Origin of the sequence: Rhodanobacter lycopersici (assembly GCF_040812335.1) — a bacterium.
Taxonomy (GTDB): domain Bacteria; phylum Pseudomonadota; class Gammaproteobacteria; order Xanthomonadales; family Rhodanobacteraceae; genus Rhodanobacter_A; species Rhodanobacter_A lycopersici.
Genome location: NZ_JBFOHK010000001.1, coordinates 1,342,976 through 1,359,311 on the forward strand (window position 1 = coordinate 1,342,976; position 16,336 = coordinate 1,359,311).

Genomic DNA, 16,336 nt, shown 5'->3' on the forward strand with positions numbered 1-16,336 from the left:
CGCAGCGACCATGCAGCATCTCACCATCGTCACCACCGGCGGCACCATCGACAAGATCTATTTCGACGACAAGTCGGACTACAAGATCGGCGCGCCGCAGATCGGCGAGATCCTGGGCCAGCTCGGCGTGGCCTTCCAGTTCGACGTGATCCCGATCCTGCGCAAGGACAGCCTGCACGTCACCGACGAGGATCGCGCGCTGATCCGCTCCACCATCGAGGCGCAGCCGCACCGCCACGTGCTGGTCACCCACGGCACCGACACCATGGTGGAGACCGCCAAGGTGCTGGCCACCATCCCCGGCAAGGTGATCGTGCTCACCGGCGCGCTCAACCCCGCACGCTTCCAGGGCTCGGATGCGGTGTTCAACATCGGCTGCGCGGTGGCCGCAGTGCAGACGCTGCCCGATGGCGTGTACATCACGATGAACGGTCGCGTGTGGGATCCGGCCAAGGTGCGCAAGAACCGGGCGGAGAATCGGTTTGAGGAAGTGCGGGGCTGAGGCATCGCGGATCTTGCAGAGTGCATTCTGACCCCGGTTTCCAATTTGAAGGGGCTCTGTGACGATGACGAAGGTGCGATTTAAAGGTGAGCAGCCCTATCTGCCGTTTCCCCATATTCACCACGCGGCCAAAACACTGCGCAAGCTGGCAGGTACGACCGAGATGGGGCGCTACCACTTGGAATCTGCTGCTTTGGTGATGACGGCATTCGCCATTGAGGCGTTCTGTCAAACGCTCGGGCCGGAGGTTTTTGGAGAGAAGTGGACGAACCCACCCGATGGCGGCCGGGCGATGGAGCGATGCTCTGTGAAGGCAAAACTCAAGGCCATTGGCGAGACGGTTAACGTGCCTGTGAGTTTCGGGCTGAGACCTTGGTCGCTTATCGCGGAGCTGATGCAGGCCCGCGATGATCTTGCTCATGGGAAACCGTTGCCGCCAGAACTAACAAAGATCGACGTCACATTGGATGTGCCCGACGGCATCGACCCTTATGACCTTGTGCGTGCGCACATGCGCAATCTCATGTTTCCGATGCATCGCATTGATCGCCTAGAAACAGCGGCCGATGAAATCGATACAGGGCTGCGCCGATTGTGGGTCGCGGCCGGGAATCCTGATTACACGTTCGCTCAAGGCAGCATGTCATCTTGGAGCGCTACAGCTACGTGAGGGAAAAACAGGGGTCAGAGTGCAAATTTTGAAACGCGCCTCGACGCCTCACTTTGCAAGACCAGCCCCTCACCCCAACCCTCTCCCCAAAGGGGAGAGGGAGAAAAGCAGCGTCAAAGCATCCCCGTTTCCAGCTTCGCCAGCTCGGACATCATCGAGTGGTTCCACGGCGGGTCGAACACCAGATCAATGTCGGCTTCGGCGATGGTGGGGATCATCTCCAGCTTGGTGCGGGCGTCGTCCACCAGGATGTCGCCCATGCCGCAGCCGGGCGCGGTGAGGGTGAGTTTGACGTAGACCTTGCGCTGGCCGTCCTCGCGCTGTTCTAGGCTGAGGTCGTAGACCAGGCCCAGCTCCACCACGTTCACCGGGATCTCCGGGTCGAACACGGTGCGCAGCTGGTCCCAGGCCAGTTTCTCCACGTCCGCATCGGTGGCGTCCGCCGGCACCTCGATCGGCGGCGGCGGCTCCTTGCCCAGCGCATCGGCATCACTGCCCGCGATGCGGAACAGGTTGCCTTCCACGTATACGGTGAAGCTGCCGCCCAGTGCCTGGGTGATGTAGCCGATCTGGCCGGCAGGCAGGCGCACCGTTTCACCCTGCGGCACCATCACCGCTTCGCAGTCGCGCATCAGGGTGAAGGGTTCGCTGCTCAGACTGAAACCGCTCATGCCACTCGCCAATCCGTCGTCAATGATGGGCGCCGCGCGGCGCGCCAGACTGCCTATTATGCCGGCTGGCGCCATCGGCCGCCTGCCCTGGGTCAAGAACCGGAGGCTGCCCTGGTCTGCTCCGGAGCCATCCAAGATCAGGCCGGACCGACGATTTGCAAGCCGCGGCATGCCCGCGCAGGGCGCCGACCGACGACGACCGGCTATGATCGGCGTTTTGCCTGCCGGACCGATGCATGCACCACCTCTCCTCATTCCGCTCCGTGCCATGAAGCCGCGCGACGTGCCGCTGTACCTGTTCGCCCTGTTCTGTGCCGCGATGATGGGCCTCGCCGTGGGCGCGACGTGGATGGTGGCGGCCATGTATCTGCGCCAGCCCGCGCCCTGGCTGGCGCTGGCGGCGGGCATGGTGCTGGCGTGGGCGATCCGCCACTGGATCCGGCGCCCTGGCGCCGGCGCGGCCGTGCTGGCGGCCTTCGCCACCCTGCTGGCGGCGCTCTACTTCAACGTGCTGATGGCCGCGATCCAGCTCGCTGGCAACTTCGGCATGAGCCTGGTCGACGCCATCCGCACGGCCGGCATGGGCATGCTGCTGGCGTTGGCGCGGCTGGGCCTGCGCCCGGCCGACTTGGCGTGGTATGCGGCGGGCGCGCTGCTGGCGGCGTGGCTGACGTGGCGCCAGGCCGCGCCGCGGCGCTGAACTTTACCTTTGCGATCGTCCTTGATCGCGAGAATCAAACGGGCGGCCATCCATGGCCGCACTGCTCAAGCCTTTGCGATCATCCCTGATCGCAGGATCAAATGGGCGGCCATCCATGGCCGCACTCTTCAATATCAGGCGTCCAGCGCTTTCAGCTCGCTGACCAGCTGGCCCGCGGCGGCCTGGCCGTCGCCGTACAGCATGCGCGTGTTGTCGGCATAGAACAGCGCGTTCTCGATGCCGGCGAAGCCGGTGCCCTTGCCGCGCTTGATCACGATGACATGCTTCGCCGTGGCCACGTCGAGGATGGGCATGCCGTAGATCGGCGAGGACGGGTCGGTCTTCGCCATCGGGTTGACCACGTCGTTCGCGCCGATCACCAGGACCACGTCGGTGTTGGGGAACTCGGGATTGATGTCGTCCATGTCCTCGATCAGGTCGTAGGGCACGCCTGCCTCGGCCAGCAGCACGTTCATGTGGCCCGGCATGCGGCCGGCCACCGGGTGGATGGCGAACTTCACCTTCACGCCGCGCTCGATCAGCAGCTTGGCGAACTCCCACACCTTGTGCTGCGCTTGCGCCACCGCCATGCCGTAGCCGGGCACGATGGCCACGCGCTCGGCGTAGGCCATCATCACCGCCGCGTCGGCGGCCTCGATCGGCTTCTGCGCGCCCGCGATTTCCTGCGCCGCGCCGCCTGCCGCCGCGCCGAAGCTGCCGAACAGCACGTTGCCCAGCGAGCGGTTCATCGCCTTGGCCATCAGCTGGGTCAGCAGGGTACCGGCCGCGCCCACCACCATGCCGGCGATGATCATCGCCTCATTGCCCAGCACGTAGCCCTCGAACGCCACCGCGAGGCCGGTGAAGGCGTTGTACAGCGAGATCACCACCGGCATGTCGGCACCACCGATCGGCAGCGTCATCAGCAGGCCGAACAGCAGCGCGAACACGAAAAAGGCCACGATCACCGGCAACGTCAGGTCGCCGCTGGCCAGCATCGCGCCATGCCCCAGCGCGAGCAGCAGCACCAGCAGGTTCACGATGCGCTGGCCGGGGAACACGAAGCGCTTGTCCAGCCAGCCCTGCAGCTTGGCGAAGGCGATCAGCGAGCCGGAAAAGCTCACCGCGCCGATCAGTGCGCCCAACACGCCCAGCACCAGCGCCACGGTCGACAGCGGCGCCACGGCTGGCAGCTGATGCAGGGCATCGGAAGCCCAGCTTTCCGGCTGCAACGGCGAGGTGTCCGGGACCGCCGGCAGCGCGCGGCGCACATGGGCCACCAGCTCCACCGCGCCGATCCCCGCCGCCGCGCCGCCGCCCATGCCGTTGTACAGCGCCACCATCTGCGGCATCGCGGTCATCGCCACGCGGCGCCCGCTCCACCATGCCGCGATCACGCCGATCAGCACCGCGGCGAGGATCAGCCCGCGGTGGTGCATGTCCGGCAGCGCGAACGTGGCCAGCACCGCCAGCAGCATGCCCACGCCCGCCCACACGATGCCGCCGCGCGCGGTGCGCGGCGAACTCATGCGTTTCAGGCCCAGGATGAACAGCAGCGCGGCAAGGAAATAGCAGGCCTTGACCAGGGTGGGCAGCCAGCTCATGCCTTGTCCCCCGGCTTGCCGGCGCTGGGCTTGAACATCTCCAGCATGCGCTCGGTGACCACGTAGCCGCCGGCGGCATTGCCGGCGCCCAGCAGCACGGCGAGGAAGCCCAGGCCGGCCTCGAGCGGCGTGGTGGCGTGGCCTAGCGCTATCATGGCCCCCACCAGCACGATGCCGTGAACGAAATTGGAACCGGACATCAGCGGGGTATGCAGGATCACCGGCACCCGCGCAATGATCTCGTGGCCGGTGAACGCGGCCAGCATGAAGATATACAGCGCCAGGAACCCGTCGATCATGACCCCGCCCCCAATGAGTGCCGCCTGCCAGGACACCGGCATCCCCGCATCATACGGGCGCCGGTCAACCCGCGCGAGCCTGCGGCGTTGAGCACGGGTGTCGAACCGATGGAGCGCAAGCATGCATCTGCCGACGATGCGGACGAAGCTGCCATGAACAGCCTCGCCGGCACACTCGATGCCGAACTGCTGGCCGGGACCGCGCATGAGACCCCGGCCACCCTCGACGCCTTCCTGGCGCAGGTGGAGCGGCGTGCCTTCCGCGTGGCCGAGCTCAACCTGCGCCAGCGCGAGGACGCCATGGACGCGGTGCAGGACGCCATGCTGCGGCTGGTCAAGCATTACCGCGACAAGCCGGCCGGCGAATGGGCACCGTTGTTCTGGGGCATCCTGCGCCGGCGCATCGTCGATCTGCAGCGCCGCCGCAAGGTGCGCTCGATCGTGGTGGGCTGGCTGGGCGGGGGCCGCGACGACGAGGGCGACGAGTTGCCCAGTTGGGAACCGGCCGACCATGGCCCGGGCCCGCAGGACCGCGTGCAGGACGCACAGGCCTGGGGCGACCTGAGCGCTGCGCTGCACGAACTGCCGCGGCGTCAGCGCGAGGCCTTCATGCTGCGCATGCTGGAAGGCCTGGACGTGGCCGAGACCGCGCAAGCCATGGGCTGCTCCGAAGGCAGTGTGAAAACGCATCTGTCGCGCGCCATGCAACGGCTGCGCGAGCAACTGGAGGACTGGCGATGAACACGGCTGACAAAAACGGGCCTGGCGAGAGCAGGACGGACATGCCGGACAGGCAGCTGGAACAGCGTGCCCGCGAGCTCTACCACGAGGCCGCGCGACGCATCGACCCCGCCACCGCGGGGCGCCTGCGCGCCGCGCGCCGCGAGGCGCTGGCCGGCACGCAACACGCGCACCGGCCGCACCACCTTGCGCGCTGGCTGGTGCCGTCCGGCGCCTGTGCGGTAATCGCCCTGGCCGCCCTGCTGGTATGGCCGTCCGCGCCACACCCGGCCGCCGAGGCCCCGACCACCGCTGCCGCAGCAGCCGCCAGCGGCGGCGAAACCGACAATGCGCTGCCGCCCGACCCCGAGCAGGCCGATCCCAACCTGTACCAGAACCTCGACTTCTACGGCTGGTTGGCCGCCAACGACAGCCAGCCCCCCACCCACTGAACCATGATCCTGCCCGCACGACCGCTGTTGTCACTTACCCTGGCCGCCCTGCTCGGCGGCCTCGTCGCGCCCGCGCTGCATGCGCAGGCCGCACCGGCGCCGACCACGTGGAACAACCTCACGCCCGCCCAGCGCGACGTGCTGGCACCGCTGCGCCAGGAATGGAACGGCATGCCGCCACGCCGGCAGCAACACTTGCTGGAGAAGAGCCAGCAATGGGTGACCCTGCCGCCTGCCAAGCGCGGCGAGATCCGCGAGCGGATCGAGCGCTGGCAGCATATGACGCCGGCCGAACGCCAGCAGGCGCGCGAGAACCAGCGCCTGTTCCGCCAGTTGCCGCCCGCGCAGCGCGAGCAATTGCACGCGGCCTACAAGCGCTTCCAGCAATTGCCGCCGGAGCGTCGCGCCCAGTTGATGCAGCAGTGGCATGCCATGCCGCCGGCGCAGCGGCTGCGCTGGCTGCACCACGCCCAGGGACGCTGACCGGCACCATCGCCGCCCGCGCGACAGAGCGCCGCCGGCGTGCTCAAGCCTTGAACGACACCTCGCCGGCGCGCACCAGGCAGCTCTTCGCCACCAGCTCGTCGTCGAAGTCCGGCTGCAGTGCGCCGTCCTTCAGCAGCAGCTCGGCGAAATTCACCACGTTGCGCGCATACATCTCCGAAGCATGCAGCGGCGCGCCGGCCGGCAGGTTGAGCGGACCCAGGATGGTGACGCCGCCGTGTTCCACGCGCTCGCCCGGCCGGGTCAGCTCGCAGTTGCCGCCGCTCTCGGCGGCAAGGTCGACGATCAGCGCGCCCGGCTTCATGCCCGCGACCATCGCGACCGTGAGGATCTTCGGCGCCGCTCGGCCCGGCACCGCGGCGGTGGAGACGACCACATCGAAAACCTTCAGGTGCTCGGCCAGCGCCTGCTGCTGCGCCGCGCGCTCCCCGGCCGACAGCTCGCGCGCGTAACCGCCGCTGCCGGCGGCGCTGACGCCGAGGTCGAGGAATTTCGCGCCCAGCGACTCCACCTGTTCGCGCGTTTCGGGGCGCACGTCGTAGCCCTCGGTCTGCGCGCCCAGCCGGCGCGCGGTGGCGATCGCCTGCAGGCCCGCCACGCCGGCGCCGATCACCAGCACTTTGGACGGACGGATGGTGCCCGCCGCGGTGGTCAGCATCGGGAAGAACTTGGGACAGGCCTCGGCGGCGATCAGCATGGCGCGGTAGCCGGCCACCGCCGCCTGCGAGCTCAGCACGTCCATCGCCTGTGCACGGGTGGTACGCGGCAGCAGCTCGAGCGCGAACGCACTGAGCTTGCGCGCGGCCAGCGCCTCGATGCGCGATGCCGCGCCATAGGGACGCAGTTGCCCCACTACCACGGCGCCTTCGCGCAGGCCCGCGAATACCGCGTCGTCCGGCGCCAGCACGCAGGCCAGCAGGTCGGCCTGCGCCAGCACGCCCGCGGCATCGGCGAAATCCGCATTCGCATAGCTGTCGTCGGGAAAGCCCGCCGCCGTGCCCGCCCCGTGTTCCAGCAACACACGCAAGCCCTTGCCATGGAGCTTCTTCGCCATCTCCGGCGTGATCGCCACGCGGCGTTCGCCGACGGCGGTCTCTCGCAGGGCAGCCACAGTGATCGGCATCGCGCGTCCCCTCGTGGAAGATTGCTGCATCTTATCGGTTCGCCCTGCTGACGCCACCTGCCGCTCGCCGTGCGCTTGGATGCACCGCCGACGCGCGCTAACCTGATCCACCGCCACCGGGCGGGGATCACGGAGAACACGATGCCCGTATCCACCCCGCACGACGAACTGCTGGCACTGGCGCGCGCCGCGCGCGAGCAGGCCCATGCTCCGTATTCCGGCTTCGCCGTGGGCGCCGCCCTGCTGGCCCGCGACGGTCGCCGCTTCGCCGGTTGCAACGTGGAGAATGCCGCCTATGGCCTGTGCAACTGCGCCGAGCGCACCGCGCTGTTTGCCGCCATCGCGGCCGGCTGCAGGCCGGGCGACTTCGCGGCGATCGCGGTAATCGCCGACACCGCAGCGCCGGTCAGTCCCTGCGGCGCCTGCCGCCAGGTGCTGAGCGAGCTGTGCGATGGCGACATGCCCGTGCTGCTCGCCAACCTGCACGGAGACACCGCGCAGACCAGCGTGGAAGCCCTGCTGCCCGGCGCGTTCACGCTGCCGCGGCACTGAAGCCACGCGGCCTGCGGGTTACCATGCGGCTTTCCGCATCGCGATCCCGCCATGGCCGCCCCCCTCGAACTGCTGCAGCAGCGCCACTCCGCCCCCTCGCGCCAGCTCGGCGAACCCGCGCCTGACGAGGCCACGCTGCGCGAGCTGCTCGCCGCCGCGATCCGCGTGCCCGACCACGGCAAGCTGGTGCCGTTCCGCTTGATCCGCCTCGCGGGCGAGGCCAAGCTGCGCTTCGGCGCGCAACTGGCCGGACTCGCGATCCGCAAGCAACCCGAACTCTCCGACGCCAAGCGCGAAAAAGAGCGCCTGCGCTACACCTTCGCACCATTGGTGATCGCGGTGGTCGCGCGGCTCGACGCCAGCAGCACGGTACCCGAGATCGAACAGCGCCTGTGCGCCGGCAACGTGGCCTACAACCTCCTGCTCGGCGCGTACGCGCTGGGCTACGGCGCGCAATGGCTCACCGGCTGGGCCGCCTACGACCCCGACGTGGCAACGCTGCTGGGCCTGGCCGCCAACGAACACGTGGTCGCCTTCGTGCACCTGGGCACGCCGCAGGTCGAGGTGCCCGACCGCGAGCGCCCCGCGCTGGACGGACTGCTGAGCACGTGGGCGCCATGAACGCGAACCGTCGCGCCGCTGCCCACCTGGTCGACGGCAGCCTCTACGTGTTCCGCGCCTGGCACTCGATGCCGGACGAATTCCACGACGCCGACGGCCACCCGGCCAACGCCGTGCACGGCTACACCCGCTTCCTGTGCGAACTGCTGGAAAAGGTGCGGCCGGAACGGCTGGCGGTAGCCTTCGACGCCTCGCTCACCAGCTCGTTCCGCAACGCGATCTACCCGCCCTACAAGGCCAACCGCGAGTTGCCGCCGCCCGACCTCGAGCGCCAGTTCGTGCTGTGCCGCGAGGTCACCGCGGCGCTCGGCATCCCGGTGATGATCGACCACAGCTACGAAGCCGACGACCTGATCGGCAGCGCGCTGTGGAGCCTGCGCGCGCACGGCGTGCCCGGCGTGATCGTCTCCGCCGACAAGGACTTCGGCCAGTTGCTCGGCGAGCACGACGAACAGTGGGACTACGCGCGCAACCTGCGCTGGGGCCCCGCCGGCGTGCACGAGAAACTCGGCGTGCACCCACACCAGGTGGCTGACTACCTCGCGCTGTGCGGCGACGCCGTGGACAACATCCCCGGCGTGCCCGGCATCGGCGCCAAGACCGCCGCCGCCCTGCTCAGCCACTTCGGCAACCTCGACGCCCTGCTCGAACGCGTGGACGAAGTGGCCTTCCTGCGCCTGCGCGGCGCCGCCAGCTGCGCCGCGAAACTGCGCGAGCACGGCGAGCAGGCCCGGCTCTACCGGCGGATCACCCGCATTGCGCTGGACGCGCCGGTGCCGGACGGCGTCGACGCCCTGCGGCGCGAGGCCGGCGATGCCGCCGCGGTCGATTCGTTGTGCGAGCGGTTGCGCTTCGGCCCGCTGACCCGCACACGGCTGAAAGCGCTGCTCGACTGAGCCCCTCGAAACCGCCGGTCAGGGCCGGCGCGAGCCGGCATAGGCCGCGAGCGCGATCATGTCCCGCAGCGTCAGGTGGGCGGCTTCCGCCCGCATCTGCACGGCCTCCGGATTGGTACGCCGGCCCATCCGGAACAGGATCAGTTCGCGCACGAGGTAGGTGGGCGAGCGCCCGGCCAGCGGCGGGATGTTGCCGGCGCCGCGCAAATCCGCGCCATGGCAGGCCTCGCAAGCCTGCACCGCGCCATCGCCCCTGGCCGCCAGCACCGCGCCGCGCGCGATGCTGCCGCGCGGCACGTATGCCACGTAGCGGACGCGCTCGTCGCTCATTTCGTAACCGCTGAAATCGTCGGGAACCTCGATGACGCGCTCGCCCATCGGCTCGCGTGCGCCACTCTTGTCCGGCACCAGCACGTAGTAGTCCCAGTGTGTTTCCGGAACGGTCGAAGTCTCGACCACGCGAATCCGCGGCGCCGGCTTCAGGCTGGCGAAATACGCCGCCGCGAGCTGCACGTCGGCGGCGTCGAGCTGGCGCGCCTCCTCCGCCATGTCCTGCGTGGTCGCGGGCGGTCCGTTGCCGCGCTGCCCGCTGCGGAACGCCTCGATCTGCTCGAGGATGTACGCCTTGCTCAAGCCCGCCAGCGACGCGGTGACCGGAACGCCGCTGCCGTCCGGCAAGTGGCAATAGCCGCACGCCTTGGCCGGCTCGCGGCCATAGGCGACGACATGGGGCATCGGCGGATGATCCTGCGGGAACCAATCCGGCACGCCCAGCAGGCCATGGTCGATCTGGGCATTCGTGTAGCTGCGTGCGCTGCCGGGGACGTGCCGCACGCCGTCGGGATCCGGCGGCGTGGCCGGCTTCGGCGCGTGCGGGTCCGGCGGCGGCGCCGCGAGGAAGGCCCAGGTTTCAGCGGCGCGGATTCCGGCATCCGGCTTCGCCGGCGGCGCACTTCGCGCCGCTGCCGCCACGCCCGGCATCGACAGCCATGCGGCTACGCCCAGGCACACCGCAAGCTGCGTCATGCGTTCCCGAATCCGGTGCTTCATCGTTCCGCGCCTCCCCCGAAGCGAGCCGCGCGACAATAGCACGCGCGCCACCCGCGAGGTGGCGGGGCCGATACCGACCGTCGCCGGTCAGTCTGCGTCCTGCGTCGACCGTGTATCCCCGTTCGCCCCGAGCGTGCGCACCTGCAGGTGCTTGCCGTCCGGGGTCACTTCGGAAACCTGCAGGGCACCGCCCTTGGCGCCGCCCTTCGCCAGCATCACCGGCGCGCCCCGGGCATCCAGCAGCATGAACATCGTGTTGCCCTTGCCGTCGACCATCAGGCCGACGCGATCGCGCGCCGTACCCTTCGGCGTACCCGGCGCATCCAGGCCCACCGCCACACGGCCGTTGGCCATGGTCGCCATGCCGCCGCGCTCAAGGCCGGTGCTGTCGTAGAGGACGACACCCGACACGGGGCTCATCCGGTGGCCGCCGGCAGGGTCCTGGCCGATCCGCACACGCACCACACCGGCGTCATCCACCGCATAGATGCGATGTACCCGAATCTCGCGCTGCACGATGCCGCCCACGCCGTACCAGGCGAGGAACAGCACCACCACGAGCAACAGCAGGCCGACCATGCCCCAGCGGGCGCGCCGCAACGAACGCTCGAGCCGGGCCAGACGCACTTCAAGATCTTCCGACGCTGCGGAATCCATGCGCATTCCTTGGTGGGAGTGGGGGTGCGGCAAACGCTAGCACCCGGCCGACTCCGGCGACAATCGCCCGGCTCGTCGAAAACCCGCCTGCCCGTTCGTCGCTGCCATGAAAGGCCGCGATCGCGGCCGTCCAGCGAAGGAAACCCCATGAGCCTGCTGCTCTACATGCACCCGCTGTCCTCGTTCTGCCACAAGGTGCTGATCGCCTTGTACGAGAACGACACGCCGTTCGAGCCGCGCGTGGTGCGGCTGGACGAGGAAGCCTCGCGCGAGGATTTCCGCAAGCTGTGGCCGATCCTGCGCTTCCCGGTGCTGCGCGACGAAACCCGCGGCCGCACCGTGCCGGAGTCCACCGTCATCATCGAGTACCTGGCGCTGCACTACCCCGGCCGCACGGCGCTGATTCCCACCGATCCGCAGGCCGCGCTGGAAGTGCGCGGACGCGACCGCTTCTTCGACCTGTACCTGCACGTGCCCACGCAGAAGATCATCACCGACCGCCTGCGCCCCGAAAACGGCCACGACGGGATCGGCGTGGCGCAGGCGCGCGCGCAGCTGCGCACGGCCTATGCCCTGCTCGAGCAGGAAATGGGCGGGCGCAGCTGGGCGACGGGCGATGCGTTCACCATGGCCGACTGCGCGGCGGCGCCGCCGCTGTTCTATTCCGCGTGGGCGGAGCCGGTGGACGACTTCCCCAACGTCGCCGCCTACCGGCAGCGCTTGATGGAATGGCCGTCCTTCGCCCGCGCGTTGCGCGAGGCGGAACCGTATCTGCAATACGTGCCGAAGGCGTAACCCGTAGGAGCGCACCCTGTGCGCGATGGCTTTTCGCTCTGATCGAAGCATCAGAGCCTTCGCGCACAGGGTGCGCTCCTACAAAAACCTTCAGCCCAACGCCAGCACGTCGCCCAGCAGCGCCTGTGCGGTGACCTCCGGCCCCGCGCCCGGCCCCTGGATCACCAGCGGCTGGGTGTGGTAGCGGGTGGTGGTGAGCGCGAACTGGTTGTCGGTGCCATAGAGGCGCGCGGCGGGGTGGTTCGCCGGCACCTCGGCCAGGCCCACGCGGGCACGGCCGCGCTGGTTGAGCCGGGCGAGGAAACGCAGCACGTTGCCGCGCGCCTTGGCCTCGGCGTGACGCGCGGCCAGCGGCCCGTCGAGTTCATCGAGGCGGGCGAGGAAGGCTTCGGTATCCAGCGCGCGCAGCGCTTCGGGCACCAGGCCTTCCACCTGCACCTCGTCGCAGCCCAGCGCGAAACCGGCGTTGCGGGCGAGGATCAGCAGCTTGCGCGCCACGTCCTCGCCCGAGAGGTCGGCGCGCGGATCGGGCTCGGTGTAGCCGCGTTCACGCGCCTCGTGCAGCAGCACGGAGAACGGCCGGCTGCCGTCGTAGCTGTTGAAGAGATAGGAGAGCGAGCCGGAAAACACGCCTTCCAGTGTGAGCAGCGCGTCGCCGCAGTGGCGCAGCCGGCGCAACGTGGAAAGCACCGGCAGGCCGGCGCCCACGGTGGCGGAATCGCCGTAGCGCGCGCCGTGGGCGAGCGCGGACTGCAAGGCACGCCAGCCCGGCAGTTCGCCGCCGGCCAGGGCCTTGTTGGCGGTGACCACGTGGTAGCCGCGGGCCAGCCACTCGGCATGGCGCGTGGCAAGTGCAGTGCTGGCGGTGGCGTCCACGATCACCCTGACCGCGGCACCGCTGGCATCGAGCGCGGCGAGCAGGGCCGTGTCATCGCGCGCCGCGCCGCTGGCCCTCAGCTGCTCACGCAGGTTGCGCTCGGCAAGCCTGGCCAGATCGGTCTGCTGGCGGCGCGAATTGGCCGCACCCACCAGCCGCAGCGAGGCGGCGGCGGGCGTGTTGAGCAGTTTGAGGAAGGCACCGCCGACCACCCCGGTGCCGAGCAGCACGATGGCGGCAGAAGGTACCGCCGTTGCAGGAGCGGCTTCAGCCGCGATTGCCTGGGGAGAGGTCGCGGCTGAAGCCGCTCCTACGGCCGCACCCACATCGGCCAGCACCGCGCTCATGCGCCCACCGCGCGTTTGGATTTGCCCGCGGCCACGGCGCGCGCCAGCGCGGCGTCGAGGTCGCGCAGCAGATCATCGCCATCCTCGATGCCCACCGACACGCGCAGCAGGCTGTCGGCGATGCCCGCCTTGCGGCGCGCCTCCGGCGCCATCGCGGCATGGGTCATGGTGGCCGGATGCGCGACCAGGCTTTCCACGCCGCCCAGCGACTCGGCCAGCGAGAAGTATTCCAGGCCGTCGACGAAGGCCGCGATCTGCGCCTCGTCGCCTTCCAGCTCGAAGCTGAGCATGGCGCCGAAGCCCTGTTGCTGGCGCGCGGCCAGCGCGTGGTACGGGTTGGACGCGAGGCCGGGGTAATACACCTTGCGCACGGCGGCATGGCCGTCCAGGTGCGCGGCGATGCGCTCGGCGTTTTCCTGGTGCTGGCGCAGGCGCACGCCCAGCGTGCGCAGGCCGCGCAGGGTCAGGTAGCTGTCGAACGGCGCGCCGGTGAGGCCATTGCAGTTGCCCCACCACTTGATCTGCTCGGCCAGCTCCGGCGTGCGCGCCACCACGGCGCCGCCCACCACGTCGCTGTGGCCGTTGATGTACTTGGTGGTGGAATGCACCACCACGTCGGCACCCAGCGCCAGCGGCTGTTGCAGCGCCGGCGAAAGGAAAGTGTTGTCCACCACCACCAGCGCGCCGGCGGCGTGCGCGGCCTGCGCCACGTGGCGGATGTCGGTGATGCGCAGCAGCGGGTTCGACGGCGTTTCCACCCAGACCAGCGCCGGCCTGGCGGCAAGGCCGGCGGCCAGCGCGGCAGGATCGGTGAGGTCGGCGAACTGCACCGCGAAGCGGCCCTTCTTCGCCCAGGCGTCGAGGATGCGCCAGGTGCCGCCGTAGCAGTCATGCGCGGCCAGCACCGTGGCGCCGGCCGGCACCAGCTCCAGCGCCAGCGCCACCGCGGCCATGCCGCTGGCGGTGACCACCGCGCCCGCGCCCTGCTCCAGCTCGGCCAGCGCGTTCGCCAGCAGGTCGCGCGTGGGGTTGCCGCTGCGCGAGTAGTCGTAGGGACGCTTCTTGCCGAAGCCCTCGAAGCTGTAGTTGGTCGACAGGTGCAGCGGCGGCACCACCGCGCCGTGCTGGGTGTCGCTCTCGATGCCGGCGCGGACCGCGCGGGTACAGGGGGACGTGGTCTCGCTCATGGGGCTCTCCCGAATCAATGCGTGGCTGTGCGTTGTTGTTGTGGGTTACCGCAGGGCTTCGCGCAGCAGCGGCGCGAGCTGCTCCGGTTCCTTGAGGAAGGCGTCGTGGCCGTAGGGCGACTCCACCACTTCCAGCGTGGCCGGGCCGCGCAGGCGGCGCTGCAGCTCGCAGAGGTCGGCCAGCGGCACCAGGCGGTCGGAGGGGAAACCGATCAGGGTGGCCGGCAGCGGCACCTGCTCGGGCGCCACGTCGTGCAGGTCGATGGATTCGGACAGCGCGAGGAAGCGCTCGGCGTCGAAGCGCTCCACGAAGCGACGGCCCTGATGCTCCAGGTAATCCTCGACCGGGAAGTGGAAGCGGTCGCCGCGCCACTCCGGGCCGCCGGCGAAGCGGCGGCCGAACTCGGCGCTGCCGCGGTAGGTGGTCATCGCCAGCTGGCGCGCCAGCGCCAGCGCCTCGTCCAGCCGGCCGCTCTGCTGGCCCAGCCGCACGATGCCGCGCTGCACGCTGCGCTGCGCGGTGGACAGCGGGTGGGCGCGGTGCGCGCCGGCCAGCAGCACCAGCCGCTCCGCCCGTTGCGGATGCCGCGCGGCGAAGGCCAGCGCCACCATCGCGCCGTAGGACGAACCCACGAAGGCGTGCGCCCTGGCGATGCCCAGCGCATCCAGCAGCGCGGCCAACGCGTCGGCCTGGTCCTCGCTGGAGATGGTGGTGGTGCCGAGCTCGGCCGGGGTAAGCCAGTCGATCGCCAGCACGCGGAAGCCGCCGAGGTCGATCGCCGCCCCCTCGGCCACCAGCTCCTGCCACCAGCCCGGCGCGGCATCGGTCGGCGCGGTGACGTCGCGGTTCGCGGAAATGCCGCCCTGCACGATCACGGTGGGCGCGTCCGGCGCGCCGCACCACAGGTAACGCACGTCGACCTCGCGCGGACCGTTGCCGTACTTCGGATCGAGCGCCAGCCGCCGCGCGCTGCGCTGCACGCCGAGTCCGCCACGCGCACGCGGCACGACGGGAAGCGCGACCACCTCGGCGGTACAGAGGGTGCGGGTTTCGGGCAGCTGGCTCATGCGTCTCTCCGTTCGGCATCGCCCTGCGGATGCCGGAGAGGAGCCCCGCGCGTACGGCACGAACGCCGCCTGCGCAAGCCGCCCATCTGCCGGGGCGCCAGGGCGCCGCCGCAGGAGTTGGCACCGTCGCGGAACATTCCGCAGGTTGCCCCGGCTTCAAAGGGCCTGTCCCTCAGCCGGTCTCGATGAGTGGGGTGGATCTTGCCGGCTACTGACAAAGCTGTCAATAGACGTCTAAACGTCTGGACGCTTATATGCATATTCGTGATATCTATTTGCCGGCCGCACGGAGACCGGCGCAGGCTGCAGGCACCGTTCGCAAAGGAGCACCCGATGAGCCTGCAGCTGGGCGACACCGCCCCCGACTTCACCCTCGACTCCACCGCCGGCACGGTGCGTTTCCACGACTACGCCGGCTCGCACTGGGTGGTGTTCTTTTCGCATCCGAAGGACTTCACCCCGGTGTGCACCACCGAGTTGGGCGCGTTCGCCAGCCGCAAGGCGGAGTTCGACGCGCGCAACACCAGGCTGATCGGCCTGTCGGTGGATTCGGTGGCCGACCACCAGGGCTGGGCGCAGGACGTGGCCGACGTGGGCGGCACCGCGCTGAACTACCCGCTGCTGGCCGATCCGGAGCTGGAAGTGGCGAAGCTGTACGGCATGTTCCACCCCAAGGCCGACCCCAAGGTCACCGTGCGCTCGGTGTTCGTGATCGATCCGCAGAAGAAGGTGCGGCTGATCCTCACCTATCCGCCGAGCGCGGGGCGCAACGTGGACGAGGTGCTGCGCGTGCTCGACTCGCTGCAGCTCACCGACGGCCGCAAGCTCACCACGCCGGTGGACTGGCAGCCGGGCGACGACGTGATCATCGCGCCCTCGGTGTCCGACGAGGATGCGCGCAGGCTGTATCCCGACGGCTGGCGCACGCTGAAGCCCTACCTGCGTTTGGTGCCTGCGCCGGCCGCGTGAACGTCTTTCTGTAGGAGCGCACCCTGTGCGCGAATGCTCTTGGCTTCGATCGAGCGCTAAAGCATTCGCGCA

The 16,336-nt window shown here is 69.6% G+C and carries 20 protein-coding genes and 1 riboswitch; of the genes, 11 read left to right on the forward strand and 9 right to left on the reverse strand.

Annotated features, from left to right (window positions below; translation table 11 throughout):
• Window positions 1-10 precede the first annotated feature (10 nt).
• Both ABQJ54_RS06155 and ABQJ54_RS06160 read left to right on the forward strand, forming a co-directional pair.
• A complete protein-coding gene (locus tag ABQJ54_RS06155; RefSeq protein ID WP_367853369.1) occupies window positions 11-502 on the forward strand; it encodes an asparaginase domain-containing protein in 492 nt (163 codons plus the stop codon).
• Window positions 503-566: 64 nt separating this feature from the next.
• Window positions 567-1,172, forward strand: coding sequence for a hypothetical protein (locus ABQJ54_RS06160; RefSeq protein ID WP_367853370.1), 606 nt, complete (start codon window positions 567-569; stop codon window positions 1,170-1,172).
• Between the two features lie 113 nt (window positions 1,173-1,285).
• Here ABQJ54_RS06160 and sufT read toward each other — a convergent pair whose 3' ends face one another.
• The gene (gene sufT, locus ABQJ54_RS06165) at window positions 1,286-1,843 is read right to left on the reverse strand and encodes a putative Fe-S cluster assembly protein SufT (RefSeq protein WP_367853371.1); all 558 of its coding nucleotides are present in this window, start codon (window positions 1,841-1,843) and stop codon (window positions 1,286-1,288) included.
• Window positions 1,844-2,111: 268 nt separating this feature from the next.
• Between sufT and ABQJ54_RS06170 the strand changes: the two genes are divergently transcribed.
• Window positions 2,112-2,543: a hypothetical protein gene (locus tag ABQJ54_RS06170; protein ID WP_367853372.1), complete on the forward strand. Its 432-nt coding sequence runs from the start codon at window positions 2,112-2,114 to the stop codon at window positions 2,541-2,543.
• Between the two features lie 134 nt (window positions 2,544-2,677).
• On the opposite strand, the gene ABQJ54_RS06175 is transcribed toward ABQJ54_RS06170, so the two are convergent.
• Together ABQJ54_RS06175 and ABQJ54_RS06180 are read right to left on the reverse strand one after the other, a co-directional pair.
• Complete coding sequence (locus ABQJ54_RS06175) at window positions 2,678-4,147, reverse strand: NAD(P)(+) transhydrogenase (Re/Si-specific) subunit beta (RefSeq protein ID WP_367853373.1); 1,470 nt, start codon at window positions 4,145-4,147, stop codon at window positions 2,678-2,680.
• Window positions 4,144-4,446, reverse strand: a complete 303-nt coding sequence (locus tag ABQJ54_RS06180; RefSeq protein ID WP_367853374.1) for an NAD(P) transhydrogenase subunit alpha part 2 — start codon at window positions 4,444-4,446, stop codon at window positions 4,144-4,146. The genes ABQJ54_RS06175 and ABQJ54_RS06180 overlap by 4 nt, the downstream gene beginning before the upstream one ends.
• A 153-nt stretch (window positions 4,447-4,599) precedes the next feature.
• Here ABQJ54_RS06180 and ABQJ54_RS06185 point away from each other — a divergent pair, with 153 nt between their 5' ends.
• Genes ABQJ54_RS06185 through ABQJ54_RS06195 form a run of 3 tightly spaced genes read left to right on the forward strand, consistent with a single transcriptional unit; the run spans window position 4,600 to window position 6,101 of the window.
• Window positions 4,600-5,187: an RNA polymerase sigma factor gene (locus tag ABQJ54_RS06185; RefSeq protein ID WP_367853375.1), complete on the forward strand. Its 588-nt coding sequence runs from the start codon at window positions 4,600-4,602 to the stop codon at window positions 5,185-5,187.
• A 41-nt stretch (window positions 5,188-5,228) separates the two neighbouring features.
• A complete protein-coding gene (locus tag ABQJ54_RS06190) occupies window positions 5,229-5,618 on the forward strand; it encodes a hypothetical protein (protein WP_367853376.1) in 390 nt (129 codons plus the stop codon).
• 3 nt (window positions 5,619-5,621) lie between these two features.
• Window positions 5,622-6,101: a DUF3106 domain-containing protein gene (locus ABQJ54_RS06195; protein ID WP_367853377.1), complete on the forward strand. Its 480-nt coding sequence runs from the start codon at window positions 5,622-5,624 to the stop codon at window positions 6,099-6,101.
• 43 nt (window positions 6,102-6,144) lie between these two features.
• Here the strand turns inward: ABQJ54_RS06195 and ABQJ54_RS06200 are convergent, their stop codons facing one another.
• A complete protein-coding gene (locus ABQJ54_RS06200; RefSeq protein WP_367853378.1) occupies window positions 6,145-7,245 on the reverse strand; it encodes an NAD(P) transhydrogenase subunit alpha in 1,101 nt (366 codons plus the stop codon).
• A 126-nt stretch (window positions 7,246-7,371) separates the two neighbouring features.
• Here ABQJ54_RS06200 and cdd point away from each other — a divergent pair, with 126 nt between their 5' ends.
• From cdd to ABQJ54_RS06215, 3 genes are read left to right on the forward strand one after another with little or no spacing between them, the layout of a single operon-like run.
• Window positions 7,372-7,797, forward strand: coding sequence for a cytidine deaminase (gene cdd, locus ABQJ54_RS06205; protein WP_496430685.1), 426 nt, complete (start codon window positions 7,372-7,374; stop codon window positions 7,795-7,797).
• Between the two features lie 51 nt (window positions 7,798-7,848).
• Window positions 7,849-8,418, forward strand: a complete 570-nt coding sequence (locus tag ABQJ54_RS06210) for a nitroreductase family protein (RefSeq protein ID WP_367853379.1) — start codon at window positions 7,849-7,851, stop codon at window positions 8,416-8,418.
• Window positions 8,415-9,314: a 5'-3' exonuclease gene (locus ABQJ54_RS06215; protein ID WP_367853380.1), complete on the forward strand. Its 900-nt coding sequence runs from the start codon at window positions 8,415-8,417 to the stop codon at window positions 9,312-9,314. Before ABQJ54_RS06210 ends, ABQJ54_RS06215 begins: the two co-directional genes overlap by 4 nt.
• An 18-nt stretch (window positions 9,315-9,332) precedes the next feature.
• Here ABQJ54_RS06215 and ABQJ54_RS06220 read toward each other — a convergent pair whose 3' ends face one another.
• Window positions 9,333-10,340, reverse strand: a complete 1,008-nt coding sequence (locus tag ABQJ54_RS06220) for a c-type cytochrome (protein ID WP_367853381.1) — start codon at window positions 10,338-10,340, stop codon at window positions 9,333-9,335.
• Between the two features lie 111 nt (window positions 10,341-10,451).
• Complete coding sequence (locus ABQJ54_RS06225) at window positions 10,452-11,021, reverse strand: hypothetical protein (RefSeq protein WP_367853382.1); 570 nt, start codon at window positions 11,019-11,021, stop codon at window positions 10,452-10,454.
• Between the two features lie 147 nt (window positions 11,022-11,168).
• Between ABQJ54_RS06225 and ABQJ54_RS06230 the strand changes: the two genes are divergently transcribed.
• Window positions 11,169-11,816 (forward strand): glutathione S-transferase family protein, encoded by a 648-nt coding sequence (locus tag ABQJ54_RS06230; RefSeq protein ID WP_367853383.1) that lies wholly within the window; start codon window positions 11,169-11,171, stop codon window positions 11,814-11,816.
• Window positions 11,817-11,906: 90 nt separating this feature from the next.
• Here the strand turns inward: ABQJ54_RS06230 and ABQJ54_RS06235 are convergent, their stop codons facing one another.
• From ABQJ54_RS06235 to metX, 3 genes are all read right to left on the reverse strand, one after another.
• A complete protein-coding gene (locus tag ABQJ54_RS06235; protein WP_437343325.1) occupies window positions 11,907-12,971 on the reverse strand; it encodes a homoserine dehydrogenase family protein in 1,065 nt (354 codons plus the stop codon).
• Between the two features lie 65 nt (window positions 12,972-13,036).
• Entirely contained in the window at window positions 13,037-14,227 is a 1,191-nt protein-coding gene (metB, locus tag ABQJ54_RS06240) for a cystathionine gamma-synthase (RefSeq protein ID WP_367853385.1), read from the reverse strand.
• Window positions 14,228-14,272: 45 nt separating this feature from the next.
• A complete protein-coding gene (gene metX, locus ABQJ54_RS06245; RefSeq protein ID WP_367853386.1) occupies window positions 14,273-15,295 on the reverse strand; it encodes a homoserine O-succinyltransferase MetX in 1,023 nt (340 codons plus the stop codon).
• 79 nt (window positions 15,296-15,374) lie between these two features.
• Window positions 15,375-15,487, reverse strand: a riboswitch (SAM riboswitch).
• A gap of 141 nt (window positions 15,488-15,628) precedes the next feature.
• Between metX and ABQJ54_RS06250 the strand changes: the two genes are divergently transcribed.
• Window positions 15,629-16,264: a peroxiredoxin gene (locus ABQJ54_RS06250; RefSeq protein WP_367853387.1), complete on the forward strand. Its 636-nt coding sequence runs from the start codon at window positions 15,629-15,631 to the stop codon at window positions 16,262-16,264.
• Window positions 16,265-16,336 lie beyond the last annotated feature (72 nt).

Bases quoted from the DNA above. Each gene is read 5' to 3' on its own strand.
- ABQJ54_RS06155 (WP_367853369.1), top strand. From the start codon at position 11: ATGCAGCATCTCACCATCGTCACCACCGGCGGCACCATCGACAAGATC.
- ABQJ54_RS06160 (WP_367853370.1), top strand. From the start codon at position 567: ATGACGAAGGTGCGATTTAAAGGTGAGCAGCCCTATCTGCCGTTTCCC.
- sufT (WP_367853371.1), bottom strand. From the start codon at position 1,843: ATGAGCGGTTTCAGTCTGAGCAGCGAACCCTTCACCCTGATGCGCGAC.
- ABQJ54_RS06170 (WP_367853372.1), top strand. From the start codon at position 2,112: ATGAAGCCGCGCGACGTGCCGCTGTACCTGTTCGCCCTGTTCTGTGCC.
- ABQJ54_RS06175 (WP_367853373.1), bottom strand. From the start codon at position 4,147: ATGAGCTGGCTGCCCACCCTGGTCAAGGCCTGCTATTTCCTTGCCGCG.
- ABQJ54_RS06180 (WP_367853374.1), bottom strand. From the start codon at position 4,446: ATGATCGACGGGTTCCTGGCGCTGTATATCTTCATGCTGGCCGCGTTC.
- ABQJ54_RS06185 (WP_367853375.1), top strand. From the start codon at position 4,600: ATGAACAGCCTCGCCGGCACACTCGATGCCGAACTGCTGGCCGGGACC.
- ABQJ54_RS06190 (WP_367853376.1), top strand. From the start codon at position 5,229: ATGCCGGACAGGCAGCTGGAACAGCGTGCCCGCGAGCTCTACCACGAG.
- ABQJ54_RS06195 (WP_367853377.1), top strand. From the start codon at position 5,622: ATGATCCTGCCCGCACGACCGCTGTTGTCACTTACCCTGGCCGCCCTG.
- ABQJ54_RS06200 (WP_367853378.1), bottom strand. From the start codon at position 7,245: ATGCCGATCACTGTGGCTGCCCTGCGAGAGACCGCCGTCGGCGAACGC.
- ABQJ54_RS06210 (WP_367853379.1), top strand. From the start codon at position 7,849: ATGGCCGCCCCCCTCGAACTGCTGCAGCAGCGCCACTCCGCCCCCTCG.
- ABQJ54_RS06215 (WP_367853380.1), top strand. From the start codon at position 8,415: ATGAACGCGAACCGTCGCGCCGCTGCCCACCTGGTCGACGGCAGCCTC.
- ABQJ54_RS06220 (WP_367853381.1), bottom strand. From the start codon at position 10,340: ATGACGCAGCTTGCGGTGTGCCTGGGCGTAGCCGCATGGCTGTCGATG.
- ABQJ54_RS06225 (WP_367853382.1), bottom strand. From the start codon at position 11,021: ATGGATTCCGCAGCGTCGGAAGATCTTGAAGTGCGTCTGGCCCGGCTC.
- ABQJ54_RS06230 (WP_367853383.1), top strand. From the start codon at position 11,169: ATGAGCCTGCTGCTCTACATGCACCCGCTGTCCTCGTTCTGCCACAAG.
- metB (WP_367853385.1), bottom strand. From the start codon at position 14,227: ATGAGCGAGACCACGTCCCCCTGTACCCGCGCGGTCCGCGCCGGCATC.
- metX (WP_367853386.1), bottom strand. From the start codon at position 15,295: ATGAGCCAGCTGCCCGAAACCCGCACCCTCTGTACCGCCGAGGTGGTC.
- ABQJ54_RS06250 (WP_367853387.1), top strand. From the start codon at position 15,629: ATGAGCCTGCAGCTGGGCGACACCGCCCCCGACTTCACCCTCGACTCC.